The 20007-nt window shown below is 56.8% G+C and carries 18 protein-coding genes; 11 read left to right on the plus strand and 7 right to left on the minus strand.

Going from position 1 to position 20007, the window contains the following annotated elements; all coding sequences use genetic code 11:
* Positions 1 to 70: 70 nt before the first annotated feature.
* Both AC3WJM_RS16695 and AC3WJM_RS16700 read right to left on the minus strand, forming a co-directional pair.
* Positions 71 to 1957: a DUF4012 domain-containing protein gene (locus tag AC3WJM_RS16695; RefSeq protein ID WP_492272426.1), complete on the minus strand. Its 1887-nt coding sequence runs from the start codon at positions 1955 to 1957 to the stop codon at positions 71 to 73.
* Positions 1958 to 1998: 41 nt separating this feature from the next.
* Positions 1999 to 3441 carry a sugar transferase gene (locus AC3WJM_RS16700; RefSeq protein ID WP_441433065.1) on the minus strand — a complete coding sequence of 481 codons (1443 nt, stop codon included), beginning with the start codon at positions 3439 to 3441 and terminating at the stop codon, positions 1999 to 2001.
* Positions 3442 to 3714: 273 nt separating this feature from the next.
* Here AC3WJM_RS16700 and AC3WJM_RS16705 point away from each other — a divergent pair, with 273 nt between their 5' ends.
* The 8 genes from AC3WJM_RS16705 to AC3WJM_RS16740 all read left to right on the plus strand — a co-directional run bounded on the left by AC3WJM_RS16705 (position 3715) and on the right by AC3WJM_RS16740 (position 11894).
* Positions 3715 to 4848, plus strand: coding sequence for a glycosyltransferase (locus tag AC3WJM_RS16705; protein ID WP_441433064.1), 1134 nt, complete (start codon positions 3715 to 3717; stop codon positions 4846 to 4848).
* 170 nt (positions 4849 to 5018) lie between these two features.
* The gene (locus AC3WJM_RS16710; protein ID WP_492272427.1) at positions 5019 to 5510 is read left to right on the plus strand and encodes an acyltransferase; all 492 of its coding nucleotides are present in this window, start codon (positions 5019 to 5021) and stop codon (positions 5508 to 5510) included.
* Between the two features lie 566 nt (positions 5511 to 6076).
* Positions 6077 to 6664, plus strand: a complete 588-nt coding sequence (locus AC3WJM_RS16715; protein ID WP_492272452.1) for a glycosyltransferase family 4 protein — start codon at positions 6077 to 6079, stop codon at positions 6662 to 6664.
* Positions 6651 to 7712: a glycosyltransferase gene (locus tag AC3WJM_RS16720; protein ID WP_492272428.1), complete on the plus strand. Its 1062-nt coding sequence runs from the start codon at positions 6651 to 6653 to the stop codon at positions 7710 to 7712. Before AC3WJM_RS16715 ends, AC3WJM_RS16720 begins: the two co-directional genes overlap by 14 nt.
* Positions 7713 to 7802: 90 nt before the next feature.
* The gene (locus AC3WJM_RS16725; RefSeq protein WP_492272453.1) at positions 7803 to 8252 is read left to right on the plus strand and encodes an acyltransferase; all 450 of its coding nucleotides are present in this window, start codon (positions 7803 to 7805) and stop codon (positions 8250 to 8252) included.
* A gap of 40 nt (positions 8253 to 8292) precedes the next feature.
* Positions 8293 to 9384 carry a polysaccharide pyruvyl transferase family protein gene (locus tag AC3WJM_RS16730; protein WP_492272429.1) on the plus strand — a complete coding sequence of 364 codons (1092 nt, stop codon included), beginning with the start codon at positions 8293 to 8295 and terminating at the stop codon, positions 9382 to 9384.
* Positions 9381 to 10631 carry a Coenzyme F420 hydrogenase/dehydrogenase, beta subunit C-terminal domain gene (locus AC3WJM_RS16735; protein ID WP_492272430.1) on the plus strand — a complete coding sequence of 417 codons (1251 nt, stop codon included), beginning with the start codon at positions 9381 to 9383 and terminating at the stop codon, positions 10629 to 10631. Before AC3WJM_RS16730 ends, AC3WJM_RS16735 begins: the two co-directional genes overlap by 4 nt.
* Before the next feature lie 102 nt (positions 10632 to 10733).
* Positions 10734 to 11894 carry an MATE family efflux transporter gene (locus tag AC3WJM_RS16740; RefSeq protein WP_492272431.1) on the plus strand — a complete coding sequence of 387 codons (1161 nt, stop codon included), beginning with the start codon at positions 10734 to 10736 and terminating at the stop codon, positions 11892 to 11894.
* On the opposite strand, the gene AC3WJM_RS16745 is transcribed toward AC3WJM_RS16740, so the two are convergent.
* From AC3WJM_RS16745 to AC3WJM_RS16760, 4 genes are all read right to left on the minus strand, one after another.
* Entirely contained in the window at positions 11860 to 13200 is a 1341-nt protein-coding gene (locus AC3WJM_RS16745) for a hypothetical protein (RefSeq protein ID WP_492272432.1), read from the minus strand. The genes AC3WJM_RS16740 and AC3WJM_RS16745 overlap by 35 nt on opposite strands.
* A 17-nt stretch (positions 13201 to 13217) precedes the next feature.
* On the minus strand, positions 13218 to 14120 hold the full coding sequence (locus AC3WJM_RS16750) for a glycosyltransferase family 2 protein (protein WP_492272433.1): 903 nt from the start codon (positions 14118 to 14120) through the stop codon (positions 13218 to 13220).
* A gap of 1 nt (position 14121) precedes the next feature.
* Positions 14122 to 14754, minus strand: coding sequence for a CatB-related O-acetyltransferase (locus AC3WJM_RS16755; protein ID WP_492272434.1), 633 nt, complete (start codon positions 14752 to 14754; stop codon positions 14122 to 14124).
* 67 nt (positions 14755 to 14821) lie between these two features.
* Complete coding sequence (locus AC3WJM_RS16760; RefSeq protein WP_492272435.1) at positions 14822 to 16297, minus strand: tyrosine-protein kinase domain-containing protein; 1476 nt, start codon at positions 16295 to 16297, stop codon at positions 14822 to 14824.
* Between the two features lie 349 nt (positions 16298 to 16646).
* Here AC3WJM_RS16760 and AC3WJM_RS16765 point away from each other — a divergent pair, with 349 nt between their 5' ends.
* Entirely contained in the window at positions 16647 to 16778 is a 132-nt protein-coding gene (locus AC3WJM_RS16765; protein ID WP_492272436.1) for a hypothetical protein, read from the plus strand.
* A gap of 231 nt (positions 16779 to 17009) precedes the next feature.
* Here the strand turns inward: AC3WJM_RS16765 and AC3WJM_RS16770 are convergent, their stop codons facing one another.
* Positions 17010 to 17474: an Lrp/AsnC family transcriptional regulator gene (locus AC3WJM_RS16770; protein ID WP_284989995.1), complete on the minus strand. Its 465-nt coding sequence runs from the start codon at positions 17472 to 17474 to the stop codon at positions 17010 to 17012.
* A gap of 171 nt (positions 17475 to 17645) precedes the next feature.
* Here AC3WJM_RS16770 and pdhA point away from each other — a divergent pair, with 171 nt between their 5' ends.
* Together pdhA and AC3WJM_RS16780 are read left to right on the plus strand one after the other, a co-directional pair.
* Complete coding sequence (pdhA, locus tag AC3WJM_RS16775; protein WP_492272437.1) at positions 17646 to 18881, plus strand: pyruvate dehydrogenase (acetyl-transferring) E1 component subunit alpha; 1236 nt, start codon at positions 17646 to 17648, stop codon at positions 18879 to 18881.
* Positions 18878 to 20005 (plus strand): alpha-ketoacid dehydrogenase subunit beta, encoded by a 1128-nt coding sequence (locus tag AC3WJM_RS16780; protein ID WP_492272438.1) that lies wholly within the window; start codon positions 18878 to 18880, stop codon positions 20003 to 20005. The genes pdhA and AC3WJM_RS16780 overlap by 4 nt, the downstream gene beginning before the upstream one ends.
* Positions 20006 to 20007: the final 2 nt, after the last annotated feature.

Here is a 20007-nt window from a genome sequence, read left to right on the forward strand (position 1 = left end):
AGAAACTATCATCCTAAGGGTGCTTACAGCAAAGTAAATCCAAACCCGTTACAAAGGGTTAACACCCCGTCTATCTTGCGGTTCCACAGCTTGCCGATTGAGTCGGGAGTATTACCTTGTCCACAGATTGGACGGTAGGAGTCACAACCACTTCGGGCTGGCTGTGCTGGACGATTTTTCCGAAAGTGAATTCCACAGTGCTGCTCTGTCCGGGCGCCAGCCGGACGGAGAGTGTGCCCACTGGCCGATCGTCGTGGATTTGCGCGCCGAAGGGGACGTTCTTACCGTCTTGTGTTGCGGTTTCAACATTGGCCTGGGCGGGACCGTAGGCGATCACATTGCTTTGGGCGGTTCCGGGCGGCACGCCAAAGGCACCGGCACCAGTAACGTAGGCGGGCAAGGAGGTCGCCGCGTCAGCGGGTGCAGTATTGGTGCTGGTAATGCGCACCTTGACGGTTCCGTAACCATCGGCAGCCGTGCATTGCTGGATGAGCTGAACGGTGCGTTTCACGTAGTAGTCCATTTTCGCGCCCGTACCGTCATTAAAGTAGGCGCCGAACTGGGCCGCCGGCACGCTGGGGCCGGAAATAGAGCCGCTTAGCGTGTACTTCGCGATAACAGACTGTTCTGTCGTATTCGCTGACCAGAGCAAAACCCGGTGCTCGTCTACGCCTTTCCCGACGCCGGCAAACAGGCTCTTCGCCTCGCCTTTGCCCGAAGACAGGGCACCGAAGATTTCCTTGGCCACCATCGCAAAGTAAGCGTCTTGCGCCGTTGGATCTTTTATTTGGGCGTAGACGTCGGAGAGCAGTGTTTTTACCACGTTCTTGCCGGAAAGCTGGTTCGGAAGTTTCCCTTCAGTCAGGGCAAGCATCTGAGGGTCCTGGAGGCTGACGGGTCCTGTGGCGTCCAGGATGTAGCCCAGAGCCACTGGATCGATCGAAATTGCTCCGTCCAGCTGTTCGCCCTTTTTCTGCACCCACATTTTCAACGCGGTGGTGGCTGCCGTCGGGAAATCTGGAGTGAAGTTGACGTCCTGCATGAAGGTGCCCATGCGGTCGGTGTATATGCGTTGCTGCTCATCATCCACCGAGACCGGGGGGGAGAAACGGCCGAGTTCCGTAGCACTGGTTTCGGCGGAAAGGCTGATCTTGCCTTTGTCCGCGGTAAGGACCACTAGGGCACCTGGGATACCGCCCGTAGCGCGAGCCTCGGCGTTGTTCTGGACGAGCAGCAGGTAGTGCCGCGGCTTGTCAGAGCCCAGCATGACCGGAGTTAGGCTCGCCGCGTCGGACGCGGTGTCCAGCTCTTCCGCAACAGAGCTAAGTTGTTGTCTGGCCTGTGTCAGTGGCCCTGCGATCTGGGGGAGCAATCCGCTGGCGTCAATGCCGTTCAGGCGCTGCGCAGAGGCGCGCACGGCATGAGCGGCGGAGGACACTGCAGGGGCGGCCTTGCGGATTGGTTCCAGGTCAGTGCCGCCGGCGCTCGGCATCAGCTTGTCCCATTTCAGGGAATCGTAGACCTTTACAAGGGGGGTGACGCCCAGCGTGGCTACGTCGTCAGCTGAGCGGGCGATTTCGGCAGTGGCAGTGAAATTCGCGCCGAGCCACGGGGTTGCAGAGGCCAAGGACCAGAGTGGATCAGAGGCGGCGTCCCGAGCAGCGGCAGTGTGGCGTCGAAGCTCGTCAGCAACAGCCGTGGCATCTGCGGGCTGGTTCTGGAGGATGCTCTCCTTGAGCTTCGGCACTAACTGGGTGGATGATTCAAGCTCGGTCTTGATGGTGGAAGCCTTAGCCCCCAGCCACAGGACGGCGGCCCCGGCCACCACCAGAAGGGTGCCAAGACAGATCCCGGTTGCGAGCAGTCGACGGCGAAACTTACCTCGAGTGCCACTTCGCGTGGCACGGCGAAGCCCGGGATCGTCCTCGATCGTTTCGGATTGCTGAGTGTCGGTCATACGTGACCGGTCCGGATAAGAGTCATGGAAAAGTTCCCCATTTAGTAAGCACCATTGCTGCCGAAGACAGCGCGAGCGGTGCGAAGAAGGATGACGAGGTCACCGGCCAATGACCAGTTTTCTACATAGTAGAGATCCAAACGGACAGCGTCCTGCCATGAGAGGTTTGAACGCCCACTTACTTGCCAAAGTCCAGTCAACCCGGGCTTTACCAAGAGACGTCGGCGCACTTCAAGTTGATATGCCTCGACCTCGCGCGGCAGGGGAGGTCTCGGACCAACCAAGCTCATAGAACCTCGAAGGACGTTAAACAACTGGGGTAGTTCGTCCAGGCTGTATCTTCGTAGAAAACCGCCGATACGCGTGACCCGCGGGTCGTTCCGGAGCTTGAAGAGGACGCCGCTACCTTCGTTCTTCTCGATGAGTTCGTCTAACTTGGCCTCAGCGTTTACAACCATGGAGCGGAACTTCAACATCTTGAAACGGGTGCCTTCGATTCCCACCCGTTCCTGCCGGAAAAGAGCTGGGCCAGGGCTGTCGATTTTTACGAGAACAGCCAGGAAAGCCATCAGAGGGGAAGCCAGCAGTAGCAATGTGACCGACACTGCGATATCGAAGAGACGCTTGGCTACGCGTTGACCGCCCTCCAACGTAGGGGTAGTTACGTGTATGAGGGGCAGCCCCGCAACTTGTTGTGTGTGGATGCGCGGCCCCGCAATATCAGTCAGCGCTGGCGCCATGATGAGGCCTATGTTTCGATTGGCAAGCTCCCAGCCCAAATGGCGAATCGTTTGAGGGTGAAGCTGCACCCCTGCTGAGACAGCGATTGCGTCTGCTCCGCAGAGGCTTATCGCGTCCAAAATAGAGTTCGTATCAGGATCATTTCCAAGGACTGGCAACCCGATTCCATCCAGTTCAGTGTTATGACCTTGCGAGCCCGGTATGTACGCCGCAACCGGCTGATATCCCGCGTGCTTTTCCCGCGCCAATGTCTCGGCAAGATGGGCAACGGCGCTCGGTCCGCCTAGCAACAGGAGCCGAGACATTCGCCGTCCGTTTTGCCTATGGACACCGAGATGCTGCCGCAAGAGCCAACGGGCCAGGAGCAGTCCAATCAACCCGGCAGGCAGTGCAATTCCGACGTATCCGCGAGCAGTTTCAAGCCGAAACACATAGGAAAACATTGCAATGAGCCCAAAGAGCCAAAGCGATGCGGCGGCCACGCGTTTGTACTCATCTGGTCCGGAACCCAGGATTCTGCTCTGCCGCGTGCTCCACGCTTCCAGCATGAACCACCATGCGACCGTCAGAAACACGGAAAGCCAGAAGTAGCTGAAATCTCCGGTTCCCGCCAAACTCGAATCCAGACCGAACCGGATGATGTAGGCCCCGATTACGGCCCACATGATGACCAACGCATCGACTATCCGAAGCGTGCGTGAAGTTCGTACGCGCCAATCAGCCCTAGTTTCCACCAAGTTCATCCCCCATCCCCCCAATTGCGTTGCTGTCCGAGTCGTCGGAGGAGCCCTTGCCAACCATACATATAGCGCCGGGCCGGCAGGAATCTTTTGGCGGTAATTTGCCCTCGCTTGCCCGGATCGGCGTCACACATGACCGGAACACGATGGGCAAGACCGAGTATCAGCCTGGAATCCGCAGTCGTAGCAGTACGACCCAAAACGGACTTGTCCAAAAGGGATGATAATCTCGGCCTTGTACTAGGCGGAGCCTATCGGTAAGCCATCAATGGGGGCATGAGTATGGTGAAATCTGTCGCTATCATCGGAACCCGCGGGTATCCGAGCTACTACGGCGGTTTTGAAACGGCGGTTCGTAAACTCGCGCCGTATCTGGCACAACGAGGTTGGGATGTGACCGTCTACGGTCGTCCAGGTATCAAGTCGGATGACCCAGACCGCGACCTGCGCGTTAAGGTGATCGAGACGCCTGGTCTTGAAAATAAGTCTTTGAGTACTCTCAGTTTTGGGCTCTCGTCTTGCCTACACGCAATGTGGTCCCGTCCGAACGTGGCGCTGATCATGAATGTTGCTAACGGATTTTGGCTTCCACTCTTGGCCTTGAGGGGAATTCCCACCGTTGTTAACGTCGACGGAATTGAATGGGAACGGGCAAAATGGGGCCGGCTTGCCAAGACCATCTTCCGTCTTGGAGCCCGGATGACAGCAAGGTTCGGCACCGTGCTGGTGGCAGACTCGATCGAGATACAGCGACGATGGATGTCAGAATTCGCTCGAGAGAGCATCTACATCCCGTACGGCGGGGAAGCTCTCACGGACGCAAATGCCGTTGAGTCTCCTCTTAGTCGACGACGCTACGTGCTTGCCGTGGCACGATTCGTCCCTGAGAACACCATCCCCGAATTCCTCGAGGCGGCGAAACGACTGGCCGCTGACTATGACGTAGTCATAGTAGGTTCAGCTGGCTACGGTGGGACCCTCGATGAAGCTGCCCGATCACTTGCTGCGGAATTTTCCAGCGTGCATTGGCTGGGCCACATCGCAGACGACAGCCGACTTCTGTCTTTGTGGACGCACTGCGGGGCCTATTTTCATGGGCACAGCGTAGGCGGAACAAACCCAGCCTTAGTGCAGGCGATGGCCAACGGGGCTCCTATAGTTGCTCGAGACACGGTTTACAACCGTGAGGTTCTGGTCGACGCTGCCCAATTCTGCAGCCCCGATCCTGAAGCCATTGAGCATGCCATCCGCCGAGTTATGGACTCGGCAGTTCTTCAGAATGAACTGTCCGAAGCAGCGAAAGCACGGCTGCAAGAGGGCTACACCTGGGAATCTGTCTGCAGCAAGTATGAAACCGCCATCCTCGAACAGATTCAGTCGACGGATCAATCTGGAAGCCTAGTATCGTGAACCTTCTCCGATTTAGAGGGCTTTCCACCGGCGATAATGTTTTGGCTTCTTCGCAGATGGCCTTTCGAACATTCCGGATGCTTCTTCGGGGTGCTCCGCTGAAACCCTGGCTCAAGAACTCTCGGGGACCGCTCTTTGTTGGGCGTGGAGCTCGATTAATGAACCCTCAAATGATCTCGCATCAAGGACGACTCGTTGTCGAAGATTTTGCCGAGGTTCAAGGCCTCACAAAATACGGCCTGAACTTCGGCAGCGATGTGTCGATTGGCCGGGGCTGCATGATTCGCCCGACGAGCTACTACGGCGGCGAAGTTGGGGTTGGCCTATGGGTCGGCGATCGCACCAGCTTTGGGGCAGGATGCTTCATTGGGTGTTCGGGAGAAATTCGAATCGGCAATGACGTCATGCTCGGTCCGGGCGTCAGACTCTTTTCTGAGAATCATGTTTTTGGGGACACAGAGCGAACGATAAAGGCTCAGGGTGTCGTGCGTGAATCCTTGTCGATCGGGGACAACGTATGGATCGGAAGCGGCGCAACAGTCACGGCGGGAGTCACTGTAGGTTCAGGTGTAGTAGTAGCCGCTGGCAGCGTAGTGACGCGAGACGTTCCTGACAACGCGATCGTGGCTGGTGTCCCCGCGAAAGTGTTGAGGTCGCGGTGAGCGGGCAACAACGTAGCCGACAACGGCGCGTGATATTTCTCCACTCGAGCAACGAGATGTACGGTGCGGATAAGATCCTTTTAGAGGTCATCAGCTCCCTCCCCGTAGAGGACCGGAACAAAACACTGGTCTGCCTACCTGACGATTTGCCCGAGGCACATAACGGACTCGGCATCGAATTGGACATTCGGGGAATCGAAAACATCTCTGGTCCACTGGTTGTTATCCGGCGACGCTATCTATCATTGTCAGGCCTCCTGCCGCTATTGAGGCGTATCTTTATGACATATAGGCTACTTTTGGCAGAACGACCTGAAGTGGTCTACTGTACGACGTCGGCGATGATCTTTTGCATTCCTCTAGCGCGGCTTGCAGGGATAAAAACTGTGGTGCTCCATGTTCAGGAAATTTGGTCGCCGCGCGAAGGACCCGTAATGGGATTATTCGCACGCCTAGCCGACCGGATCATTTGCATCTCAAACGCCGCTCTCGAATCACTTCCTCGTCGTCTGCAATCTCGCTCGATTCTGCTTGTCAACGCCCATCGCGAGACCGATAATCCACCCATGCCGCTAGCTCCCGATTCTCGGGAACTTGAATTTGTAGTCGCGAGCCGATGGAACTCCTGGAAGGGTCACGCTACATTGCTGCAGGCTTGGGACCAGGACCATAGCCCCGGCGATCTGGTGATACTCGGCGGATCCCCGGCAATGGGTACTGGAGTCGACGTGCCAGCTCTGGTCGCATCTGTCAAACACTCCGATCGGATCTCCATTGTTGGCGAGGTTCCGGACATAGTCCCTTACCTTGATTCCGCAGATTTCCTCATCCTTCCTTCCGACCGGCCCGAACCTTTCGGCCTAGTGGTCTTGGAAGCTTTCGCGCGAGGACGCGCTGTTGTCGCTAGTAATGCCGGTGGTGCGAAGGATGTTGTCACAAACGGTCACGACGGTATCTTGTTCCAAATGGGGAATGCTGAGGAACTCGCTTCGAAACTACGGTCTCTTAGCCGACGGGATGCTGAACGAATGGGTGCTAATGCACGGGTGACCTATGAAGAGTCCTTTTCGATAGCCCGCTACGGCGAACGGTTTCGAGAAATTTGGCGATCCGTTAGCAACCATAGCCCCGGGAGAGAAAATGCCAACGGCTAACATCGTCTATTGGTACGGTAGCTCCGAAATGCCGCGGGACGGCGGCGGTCTGCGGGCTCTCGCCTGGCAAGACGCGTTAACCGCGCTTGGATTCAATACGACGGTTCATCCGCTCCGTGCCACAGCGACCGATGCGAAGGCCCAGACTCCTCTCCGGACGTTGAAGAAGAAACTCATCCCAATGCCCCTCACCGGTGCTTTACCTTCCATGATGCCGGCGGATCTGAATGTTGTGACTGTACCGTCGGTCTTTGATTCAGCCGCAAGGATCCTTCCGCGGGAATCACTAATCTTCGATTGGATGGATCTGTGGAGCGTGAACGCGCGAACCATGGGACGTGCGTCGATCATGTCTCGCCCCGGCGGAATTTGTCAGAGCTTGTTCTGGGAAATTCAACAACGCCGCTTAGTTAGGTCTCCGATCGCCAACGTTTTTGCGGGCTTTGCCGATACTCGACTGACGGATTCGGCGGGGGTCTCAACTGGACATTGGATCCCGACTCCAATTACGCCCGTGTCGTTCAGCGCGCAGGGTGAACGGAAGACACTGCGGACGGTGGGATTCATTGGAAACTTCGACTATCCGCCAAACGTCATGTCCCTCCGAAAATTTTTTAGGGACTTTGCTGGCGAATTTATCCAGAAGGGTATTGCGATCAAGGTTGCGGGCTTCGGTTCCGAGGTCGTAAAGGGCTGGGGGATTCCTGTTGAAGTGCTCGGACGAGTCGACTCGCTCGGTGACTTCTACCGACAAATAGATGCCGCGATCGTCCCCATTGATCACGGTGGTGGGATTAAAGCAAAGGCTGTCGAGGCTATGGCATATGGTGTGCCTGTTTTGGGGACGGCCCACGTTGCCAATGGGTTCAGCCCACGGTGGAGCTCGTTTATCGGGCGAATCGAGGATCTACTGCAACAGCCACCCCAACTTCCTGCGGTTCCCTCAACCGAGGATTTTGAGCTCCAGTTCAGTCAGCGAGCATTTACCGAGTCCGTTCGCGCTATGTTGACGAACATTCGATCCATCACCGCCTCGTCGACGCTTTGAGAGGACCTAATGCGTTTGTATCTTCAGGGGTTTAAGCTTTGGGTTGGTTTTGTGGTCGGCCGGGTGCCCTGGCACAGATTCCGACTTTTTATGTATCGGAATGTCTTTGGGTTGAAAATCGGCACTAATTCGTCGGTACACTGGAGATTAGCATTTTTTGCTCCCCAAGGAATCTCTATAGACAGAAATACGATTGTAGGAAATGACTGCTTTCTGGATGGCAGGCTTGGCCTGAGTATTGGAAGCAATGTCAATATCGGAGGTCACGTTCAAATTTTTACGGTTGGACACGATCCGCAGAGCCAAGATTTTGGCACTAAAGGCGGTCCGGTCCATATCGGGAATAGGGCGTACGTGGCTTCGCGTGCCACGATTCTGCCCGCCGTAACCGTCGGCGAGGGGGCCGTCGTGGCAGCGGGGGCCGTCGTATCGAAAGACGTTGCGCCTTTCACGATCGTGGCTGGCGTTCCAGCGAGGGTTATCGGTAGCAGAAGCCGCGACTTGGAATACGACCTCAATTTCCACATGCCTTTCCAGTAGAGGCCAAATGCCTGCGTTCGCTGACAGTTAGGGAGACATCTTGTCCAAACGCGTACTAGTCCTGTGGGCTGACGACAGTTCCAGCAATCTCGGCGTCAGGGCGTTAAGTCAAGGCGCTCTTTCCCTTGCTCAACAAGCTTGGGGGCCCGATACAGAAGTCGACTTCCAGAGTTTCGATTTCGGTCCGCTCGGTACGCAACTCTCTGGCAAAGTGGTGCTGAAAGGAACCTTGACCGGTAGCAAAGTCTTGAGGAATCGCATGGCGAAGTACGATGCCGTAATAGACACTGGTGCAGGAGACAGCTTTACAGACATCTATGGCTTGAAGCGAATGGCCATCATGTTTTACACGCGACATGTTGCCCAAGCTGCTGGCGTGCCGGTCATCCTTTCCCCTCAAACTATCGGTCCTTTCAATTCAGTACTAGGACGCCTAGCTGCCCGCCGCACACTGAAGCGTGCGAAAACGGTTTTTGTACGTGACAGCACGAGTCTGGACTATGCGCGGCGCCTTGGCTACGAGCCAGATTGTCTTTCCACTGATGTCGTATTTGCATTACCCCAACCTAATTCCAGTGGGTCAGATAGAGCGGATATTGTGCTCAATGTGTCTGGACTTCTGTGGAACACGGACGCTCACGGCTCAAGGCTCCGGTATCGGGAAATGACGAGAGATCTTATTAGAAGACTCATCGCCGCGGATCGCGAGATTACATTGATGCCTCATGTTATTGATAATCCTTCCCTCGATAATGATATGACCGCAGTGAAGGAACTCGTGGCAGAATTTGGCGACAAGGTCGCCGTTTTCGTGCCCGCCGGTTTGGATGACGTCAGGGCATTTGTTGCCGATAGTCAAGTAGTAATCGGCGCCAGAATGCATGCTTGCTTGAATGCCTTGTCTGTCGGAACCCCGGCCATTCCTTTGGCGTACTCTCGGAAATTTGCCCCCCTGTTGTCCGACATTGGCTGGGTGCACACGATTGACCTAAAAGAAGAGGACATCGTCGATCGGGTCGTGAAACTGTTGGATCTCTCGAGTCTGCCGTCAGAGGCTGCTCATGTTAAGGAGAGCGCGGAATACCGTCTCCAAAGAGCTGTAAACCATCTCGCCAGGAGCGCACGTACATGAGGGCGGAGAACCAATTGGGATTCGACCGAACTCTGGAATCGGTTGTGCGTTCCGGAAACTGCTCCGGTTGCGGCGCTTGTGCGCTTATCGATCCTGGAATCAGCATGGTGCTTGATGGGGCGGGCTTCAATCGGCCGGTCCGGCGCCTGCCGCTATCAAAAAAGGATGACCGCCAGATGACCGACGAGCTCGAGGCAAGTTGCCCTGGCATCGTGGTGAGGCGTCCGGTACCAGAGGAGATATCCGGCGGGGAACATCACTTTGATCCTGCCCTCGGGCACGCAATTTCTTCGTGGCAAGCGTGGGCGACCGACGCAGAGACGCGTTTTCGGGGGAGCAGTGGTGGAGTCCTCACAGCCTTAGCCGAATGGTTGGTTGAATCGGGCCATTCTGCAAGGGTGATCGGGGCTGCTGCCGATACAAACGAGCCGCGGCGCACGGTCGCCGTGCAATTAGGACGGAAGTCCGATTTTCTTCGACAGGCAGGTTCACGGTACGCCCCTGTCTCGGTCGCCGCTGAAGGTTATTCGTTGTCTCCTGATTCTGTTTTTGTGGGCAAGCCTTGTGAAGTTGCTGCGCTGAGGCAAATTGGCGAATTTCGGGGAATTGAAGATCGTCCTTTGCTCATGTCGTTTTTCTGTGCCGGGGTGCCAAGCCAGTTGGCCACCGATCGCCTGCTTTCGGAACTGGGGATTCCTGCGGGCTCTCCCCTTAGAACGCTGCGCTACCGTGGACACGGGTGGCCAGGTGAGTTTTATGCCGAGACGATGGATGGTGTCCGCGGATCTACGACTTACGACGCGTCGTGGGGTAAGCAGCTCGGCCCGTCAATGCAGTGGCGCTGCAAGATTTGTCCTGATGGTGTCGGTGAGAGCGCCGACATTGTAGCTGGCGACTACTGGAAGACGGATGATCGTGGATATCCCGAGTTCACAGACAGCAGCGGGGTAAGTGCCCTGATCGCGCGAACTAAACGTGGCCATCAAACAATCATCGCGGCCGTTGAGGCAGGTATCATTCAGGCTGATCCGTTGGACCTGCGCCAGATATGTTCCATTCAACCGTATCAAGTTGAACGAAGGGCAACTTTGGGAGCGCGGTTGCTTGGACGCCGCCTGGCAGGCTGGAGAATACCGAGGTACGTAGGCTTCCACCTCTTGAGGCTTGCATCTGAGAGCCCGATTCGCTCGGCGCGTTACGCCTATGGATCGCTTAGAAGGTCATGGCTTGAGAGATTTCGTACGTGATTATGGCAGCCGCAATCGAATGGGAGGCCTTTTGAGATGAGGGCACTCTTGCATCTAGCAGGAAACATCGCTCCGCTCATCGCGGGACTGGTAACTGCTCCCTTGACTGCGCGCGCGCTGGGCCCCGAGGCTAGGGGCGAACTCGCGATCGTGATGCTCTCATCAATCTTCGTCGGATTGGTCGGAGCTTTCGGTCTTGGGCTGCTTGCCCGTCAGGCTGTTGCGGCAGACTTAGGCCAAGCTCACGGCTGGAGTCGCAGAGGCCGGCAACTGATGTTGTATTCAGTGGTTGCGGCAGTTGTAATTGGTGTTGGGCTGGGTCAAATCCTCAACCTGGATCTTCCGGAACGGATGGCAACGGCTGTTTTTTTGGCTCTAGCGGGAATGAGTGCCAGTAAGTCGATAGACGCAAATATCCTTATCGTTGCTGGTCTCACTAAAAATTTTGGTATCGCAAACCTAGCGGCATCTGGAGCGGTATGCTTCGGCATTGTTATCGCCTATTTCTCCGGTACGTTGCAGCTTTGGTTGGTTCTAGCATTCAACGCAGGATCACTTTTGGTGCAAATGACCCTGATCGTCCTGCCTCGAAGGAGGCTCCTCAAGGGAATAGACGAAGGGGTGTTCAAACCTGAGAGGTTGAGATCACTCCTCCATCGGGCATGGCGGGCGTGGCGCTCACAGGTGGTCGAGGCTTCGCTGTTGAGAGTGGACAGCATGATGTTTATTACGCAGGCGACGGTACAGACCGTCGGGTACTATTCCGTTGTCGCGCTGATTCCGCAGACGGCATATCAAACGTTCCAGACCATAATTCAGTACTCATACGCAACCGCGCCGAAGACCGGAATACGGCAAAGGACGTGGCTGACTTGGCAGATTTGCATGCTGGCCAGTGTTCCCATTGTCACGGCGGGCGCCTTAGGTGCCGTCGTCTTGGTTCCTATGCTCTTCGGGCCGGCCTTTGGGCCCTCCCTAGATTTGCTTTTGCCTGCATGTTCAGTGACTATCGGCTTGGCGGCACTGGCACCGGTGCTGCAGCATTTTGCTGTCTCGCCGACCGGCGATAGCTGGTTCCCCTGCACGATGATCGTCCTGATTGCAACCTGTTGGTGGCTCGGGAAGCAGACGAACCCGTCGCTTGCGGTAACAGTCATGGGAGGCGTTTTTGTCCTTGTGGGGGGACTCTACGTTTATTGGTTGGTTGGCCCCAGGATCCTTCGATTTTCTATCGGGTCCTGGGCGGTTTTGTATGGACGATAGGAGCGTGATGGCGAGTCGTTCGTTTCGATTCCTTCAGAGCGGTCCCGGTTTGGCCCTCGTACTTAAGGCGAGGTATCGGAGACGACAGGTGGCCGAGGGCTAGTCCAGCCAAAAGAATCCAGATCGATCCAAGTCCTACCCAAGCGTGGAGGGCAAGGTAAAATCCGGATGCAGTGATAATCACCGCTGCTTGGCCGAAGGGATTCGAGAGGGAGCGAGCCCGAACCTGGATAAACAAGATTCCCACGAAACCGCAAAGCCCCATCCAACCAAAATCGAACATGGCCAGGGCTAGCTCTGAATCGACGGTCCTGGAGATATCCAGCACGCCAAAATAGCTTGGCAAGAGATAGATTCCCTCGGGCAAGCCAGGAATACCCCAACCCCAAGGCTGTTCGACTAGCGAACGGGCGGCAAACGTATAGAGGGCTGCGCGGTATTCAGTGCTGGCGTCCAAGGCACTGACGCTTGAGAGCTCGCTCATCCCGTCACCGAGGATGATTGAAAGGAATGCCACGCCCCCGCCAACGAACCCAACAAATTTGGCAATGCGCGCCGCCGCCGGCGTCAAGAAATTGACTTTCGAAGCCGCCCTTATGACAAACCAGGCCGCAAGAATAGTCAAGGCCCCGCGGCTGTTGGTCGAGAGCACGCCTCCGACGAGTATGGCGTAGGACGCACACCTAGCGCCGAAGGATTTGAATACGACAGGGATAAACGGCACAGAGGCTGCAATGAGGACCGACAGCACAAGTGGATGCTCAGAAAAGACAACGCTTCGCAATGCCCCATCTCGGACAAGTCGGTCGGCGGTGTCGTACCCGCCCGCGACAAGGAACGTGCCCCGAATACGTTCAAATGCTGCAAGCAGGGCCATGCCGAGGCTGACGCATACATAAATAGCCAAGAATGAGCGGGCCTTGTCAGCCTTGGAAACGAAGTAGCCGGCGATAAACATTGCCGGGTATAACAAGGTGTATCTAAAAAGCGGGTCGGCTTCCGATTGAGCAATAAAAACTTGACCAATTCCAAAGCCCGCACCGCCCAGAACAGCAAGCCCTATCAGCAGGGCCTTCTCTCTGGCGCTAGTGTGCACGCGTTTGGTGCCCACGAGATACCCGATCATGGCTAGTACCAAGACCAGCATCACAACCTTCACCGGCAAAACCAGCTGCAAGTACCCGGCGCTATAAGCGAAAACTATGAGACCAACCGCGCAGCAACGGAAAAACCAGTCGCGTAGCCAAACTACGAGGATCAGGGCGACCGCTGCAACGCCTAGTCCTATCGGGAGTATTTCGTTCATCGGGCCCCTGGGCTCCCTTACTCGTGGACGGGCGGAGAAGAGTCGCCAGGGGCTCGCCCAGGTGCCGGCATCGTCATGGCGATGCGCTTGGCCTCCCTAACTGCCCCCCTGCTTTCTTGCGCTTTACTACGAACCTCTTTGGATGGATGTACCGACATCAGCCACTGGCGCCCTCGCACTTCGGCGATTATCACTAGACGCTTCCAAGGACTCATGTATCGGAGCGCCAGCAGAATGCGGTTTCTTATCGCTAATCGTCGACTAGGACCGTTTGCGGTCTGCTCAACAACTGCGTCAAGATTCACGAGAACTGGAATTCCGGCAGCGTCGCAGCGTAATCCGAGAGCGACATCCTCCATGTACATGAAGAATTCTTCAGGAACGCCCCCCAAAGTAGCCCAGGTTCCTGTATCCATGATGAACGTGGCGCCGTCAACCCAATCAACTTTGCGTACACCCGACCTCGACGGCGACCTATCGTGCTTCGGATAAAAAAACGGCAACCGCAATTGTCCGCCATTTGACCACGTGACTTGCTGACCCTTTTCATGGGTGATTAGTTTAGGCCCGACGAGGTGGCCCCTAGGATAAGCAGCTGCTGTTTTCAGAAGCTCCTCCAGGGAGTCGCCCCGAAATACCGCCTCGTGCGTGCAGACCAGAACCTCCGTTACGTCTGGCAGCTTTGACGAAATGTATTTGAATCCGTGATTCACACCTCCGGCATAACCCCTATTGATACCATCGTCCAAAATTGTGCCAAATCCTTCAAAATGGCCATCGGTCAGACTTGACGAATTATCAACAATAAATATTAGTCTTGGATCAATCTTTTGGCTAAGGCTCGCAAGTGTAATCTTCAATGTTTCGGGACTCTGGTAGTGCACTACAACTGCAGCGAGGGAATCACTCGATTTTGTCATTTCATTCCATTCTCGGGCCAAGGTCGACAACAGCCGCAAGAGCCTCTTCGGGGGTCAATGACCAGAACTTACTTGCGAGAATCTCTTCCTGGGTAATATCCGGGAATCGATTTCGAAGAACTTTGGCTGGATTTCCCGCGGCCACAGCAAAATCAGGAATGTCGCGCGTGACGACGCTACCAGCGCCTATAGCGGCGCCAATCCCAATTCGGCGACAGCCGGGAAGGATCGTAACGTTTGCTCCGATCCACGAATCGTGACCTATCCAGCATGGACTGCGCTCTACATCCTTGTCTGCTGCGACCAGGCCCAGACTGGGGTTGTAGAACAAAGGGTGCAACGCCGGATAGTCCATCGGGTGGGCTGCGCCGAAGCGCCTGACGTTGGGCCCGATTGAGACGTAATCGCCTATTTCAGTGTTCGTATCGCAATTACCAATGCTAAGAAGCGAACCGTAACTGAAGCGGCCCACCGTTATCCCGTGGTGGTCAAGTAGGATCTTCCTCAGCGTCAACGAATACATGTCGCCACCTTCGATCGAAATGATCTTGGCGAGTATCCGGCGACGGAGCGGCGCGTGTAGGTAGATGCGTAGGAAAAGTTTGCCGATCAACGATTGCTTCATTGCTGGCATTGTCTATTTCCTTCCTGCTTAGCCATTGTCGAGAGGTGCATGGTTGCATGAAGGTCCCGCATATGGGCTAGTGCCTGTTGGCTGGAAAAACTCGCGCAGGCCGTTCCTCGGGAAGAGTCTCCTGGAAGAGATCGTTAGAGGTTCTGGACTCAGGCTGGGTTTCGTCGAAATTGCTTGAATTTCCAGACTTCAGGGCATCATGGCGGTAGTACGTGTAAGAGTACGCGTCTGGACCCTTCACTGGGAGTCGATTCAGGACCACCCCTAAGACTGTAGACCCGACCATTTCGAGCGCTCCGAGGGACTTAACCAGATCCTGCTGACGAGTCTTTTGAGAACCAACGACAACAACAACGCCTCCAACGTGCTGTGACAGCACCGCCGCGTCTGTAACCGGCAAAAGGGGAGGCGCATCTATGATCACTGTGTCGAAGGTGAGCTCCAGCTGAGCGATTAGGTGCTTCATCTCCTGAGAGCCAAGCAATTCGCTAGGGTTTGGGGGAATTTGCCCAGAAGTGAGCACATAAAGCTGATCCTCACCCCACCGTTGAAGTAGATCGCCGACTTCTTCAATCCCAAGAAGCGCAGTGGTGAGGCCAGCATTTCGATCCATGCCGAGATACTCATTAATCATCGGTCGGCGAAGGTCTGCATCAACAAGGCACACGGTCTGTCCGGCCTGGGCCAATGCAATTGCGAGATTGGTCGCGGTTGTACTCTTTCCTTCGCCTGGGAGCGAAGATGTAATAAGGACTGTTTTTGCGCGGCCTGACACATTTGCAAACTGTAGATTCGTCCGCAACTGGCGGAAGGATTCGGCTCTTGGACTCTGGGCCGCGGCCTGTGTAAGAAGTGGTTTTTTGGTTGCGTCTTGGTCGAAGGCGATGCCTCCGAGAAGCGGCGCGTCCGTGACGTGGCGAAGGTCGGCTTCCCCCCTCACTCGACTGTCCAGAGTCGTTCTGAGCACGGCAGCGGCGATTCCTAGTCCTAGACCAATAGCTAGGCCGATCAGGAGGTTTAGGCGAGTGTTCGGAGAAGAGGGGGCGGTGGGGGCTACTGCCGGTTTGATTATGGACAAGGCGACTGGGGAAGTTCCTCCAGTCTTCGGCCGTTCCAGCGTATCAACCGCTCGAACAAGACTGTTGCCGACAGCCTGCGCAATTGCGGCCGCTTGGACCGGCGAGTTATCCGTAACGGAAATATTGATCAGTACCGTGTTGACCTCGGAACTAGCCTTCACGTGCGTGGCTAGTTCTTCCGCGGTCATCGAAAGACCAAGCGAATCGATCGCAGGCTGAAGTACTACAGGTGATCCAACGGTTTTGACGTAAGACTGAACGCGGGCTTGGCTGAAGGTGTTGCCCTGTTGGAGCTCCAACACCGATCCGGAGCTTTGGATCGCCACGAATAGCTGTGTATCGGATGTGTAGATTGGTTGAGTCAGGATCGATGCAGCTCCGCCAACTAGTATGCCCGCCAACGATGTGGCTGCGATCAAGATCCAATTGCGGCGCAGAACCCGCAAATAGTCGCGTAAATCCAAACCGGTCCCCCTTAGGTCGATTGCTGGCGATGGCAGTTATGACGCCGGTCTATCCAAGTACTGCGCTCTGGCCCGCCAAGGTTATCCTACCGGTCGGCGCATACCGCGGTCCCAAATCTGTGAAAGATACGGACCTGATTTGCATCCTAGGGAAGATTATGGTGTCAAGGCTCGGAGATTTGTGTGCTGGTACCTACAACATCACGGCCGGATTTGCCTGGAGTTGAAGTCTAAGAACCGAGTTCCGAGCGACAGGTTCTAGGTGCAAAGTGCGGTCATCGAGGAGCGGTTCTTACATGTGTCGTAACTTGACCGATACTTACACGGGGGACATTCAGGAACATCAAAAGTGGAGGACGCTTTGCCTTACGTGGACATCAATCCATATCGAAAGACCACCCGGAAACGGTTCAAGTTCGGCGGTTTGATCGTCTTGCTGTTGGTCACGGCTGCAGTGGTCTACCTGGCATTGTCCCGGTAGCACAATGTCCCTCGAAGACTACGCCGAAGGACTGGCAACCATGTTGGGCGCGCTGGGTATCGTCGGAGCAGGCGGTACGCTGATCCTCGCCCTGCGGATGCGGGGAAATACGAAGAGTAGTCCCCATGTTTGCTGCGCCCCCGGGATGACGTGCGTTTGTCCAACAAAATAGGTGGCGGTACCGAAAGACGCGGACCTAAGATCCCAGCGGCCGCCCCAAACACTCAGGCCCTACCGCGTATCCAGATCCTCAAACACCAGGAACGTCTGAGTGTCCTGCACACCGGGCATTGACTGCAATTGGTCGAAAATGACCCTGCGCAGGTGAATATTGTCGGTGGCGCGGACCAACAGGATGACGTCGAAGTCGCCGCCCACCAGCGCAATGTGTTGCACCTCCGGAATGAGCCGAAGCTCTTCACGGAGCTCGCGCCAGGAATGCTGCTGCACCTTGAGCGTGACGTAGGCCGATGACTTCAAGCCGGCCTTGATAGGATCCACCAGTGCGGTGAACTTGGTGAGCACGCCTTCCCCCGTCAGCCGAGAGATTCTCGAGTACGCATGCGCGCGACTGATGTGGACATTCTCCGCCACCTGCGTCACCGACATCCGGCCATCCCGCGTCAGCTCGGCAATGATGTCCCTGTCCACTTGGTCAAGTGGAACTTCCGCTTGGTCGGTTTCGACCTCCGCCATCGCATCTCCAATTCGTCCACAGTGTGGGCCCGTTAGCCAGCTCACATTTGCGATTTGTCTTCCAGACTAGAGCTTTTCCGCAAGCTTTTCCACGATTTTGCCCAGCGCTGGATACGAAACTTCTCCAGGGAACATACTGGTGACAAATAGTGGATACAGAAGGACGGACCAATGACGATCTCCGCGGACCATGAGGCCCAGGGGCTGGCTGACGCTCGGCCGGACGACACCGAAGCCAACGACCAAGCTTCCGAAGTGCGGCGCAAGTTCGGAATCAGCGTGGAAGACTATATGCTGCCTGCCCGCCATCAGATCCAGATGGTCGATCCTTCTGGCGTGCTCAAGCCCGAAGTTGAACAGGGCACGGAACCCGGTCACGAATATCCCATCCCTGGAGATACCGAACTCATGGCGGCTTACGAACAGCTCGTCGTCGGGCGTCGCGTCAATGATCAGAACTCCGCCCTCGTCCGTCAGGGCCGCATGGCCGTTTACCCGTCCAGCCACGGCCAGGAGGCTTGCCAGGTAGCGGCTGCTCTGTGCCTCCGCGAAGGCGACTGGCTGTTCCCCACCTACCGCGACGCTGTGGCGGTCATGTCCCGCGGAGTGGACCCGGTGGAGACCATGACGATCTTCCGTGGCGATTGGCACGGCGGCTACGACCCCACCAAGCACAAGGTCGGTATTCAGTGCACGCCGCTGACCACCCAACTGCTGCACGCAGTCGGAGTTGCCCATGCCGCCAAACTTCGCGGCGAAGACACCGTGGTGTTGGCAATGTGCGGCGACGGTGCCACGAGCGAAGGGGACTTCCACGAAGCCCTCAATTTCGCCGCCGTCTTCCACCTGCCTGTCATCTTCTTCGTACAGAACAACAAGTACGCGATCTCTGTGCCTCTGAGCCAACAGTCCGTGGCACCGTCGCTGGCGCACAAGGCCGTCGGTTACGGCATGGCCGGTGAGCGCGTTGACGGCAATGATCTGGTCGCGCTGCTTGCCGTTCTGGACCGGGCAGTGAAACTGGCCCGTGAAGGCTCCGGCCCGCTCCTGATCGAGGCCCACACCTACCGCATGCAGGCCCACACCAACGCTGACGACGCCACCCGCTACCGGCAGGACAGCGAAGTGGCCGAGTGGACTGCCAAGGACCCCATCAGCCGCATGACGTCTTATCTCACCGGCCGAGGACTCCTCGACGACGACGGCTCGACACGAATCGCGGCAAAGGCTGAAGCCGTTGCGTCGCAGCTTCGCGAAGGCTTGGGGGAGGACGTCCCGGTAGATCCGCAGAACCTCTTCCGCTACGTCTTCTCCACACCCACTCCGCAACTGAAGGAGCAGTCCGCCCTGCTCGCCGACGAACTCGCCCGTGAGGCATCCAGCCAGAAGGAGGCAGGCAAAAAATGAGCCCCGCCGTCACCACATCCTCTGAGGCCACCGAGCACGCCGCAACCGGTGACGTCAGCTCTGCCACCGCCAGTGCGGCAGCCAGCGCAGCCGCAGTCGCCGAAGCCTCCGGTCCGCAGACCATCACCATGGCCAAGGCTCTCAACACCGCGATGGCGGACGCCATGGAGGCCGATTCTTCCGTCCTGGTATTCGGTGAAGACGTTGGTCGCCTCGGTGGCGTCTTCCGGATCACCGATGGCCTCATGGCCAAATTCGGAGAGCAACGGTGCTTCGATACCCCGTTGGCCGAGTCCGGCATCGTGGGCATGGCAGTAGGTATGGCCATGAATGGAATGCGGCCCGTAATTGAGATGCAGTTCGACGCCTTCGCATACCCGGCCTTCGAACAGATAGTCAGCCACGTCGCCAAGATGCACAACCGAACCAAGGGCGCCGTCAAGCTTCCCATGGTCATCCGCGTCCCGTATGCCGGCGGGATCGGCGGCGTAGAGCACCACTGCGACTCGTCCGAGTCCTACTACGCCCACACCGCCGGCCTAAAGGTCTACACGCCGGCGACCGTGGCGGACGGCTACCGCATGCTCCGCGAGGCCATCGATTCCGATGATCCCGTCATGTTCATGGAACCCAAGAAGCTCTACTGGTCCAAAGACCAGGTGGACCTGGGCGCCCTGCGCGCTGAACACTCCTCGAACGCTGCGACAGGATCCAGCAGCGAGGGCCGCGCCGCCGTCGCGCGTCCCGGCACGGATGCAACGCTCATCGCCTACGGACCCTCGGTCCCAACGGCGCTCGCCGCCGCGGCCGCTGCTGCGGAAGAGGGTCGCAGCCTTGAAGTGATTGATGTCCGTTCGATCGTGCCCTTCGACGACGAAACCGTCTGCGCATCGGTGCGCAAGACCGGGCGAGCTGTTGTCATCGCCGAGGCTCACGGATTCGCCTCCGTATCCTCTGAAATCGTGGCCCGGGTGCAGGAGCGCTGTTTCCACTACCTGGCCGCGCCCATCCGCCGCGTGACCGGCTTCGACGTCCCGTACCCGGCTCCGAAGCTGGAGCACTATTACTTGCCGAGCGTCGACCGCATCCTCGACGCCGTTGACGACCTTCAATGGGAGAACTGACC

It is taken from the genome of Arthrobacter sp. FW306-1B-G06A (genome assembly GCF_058781765.1).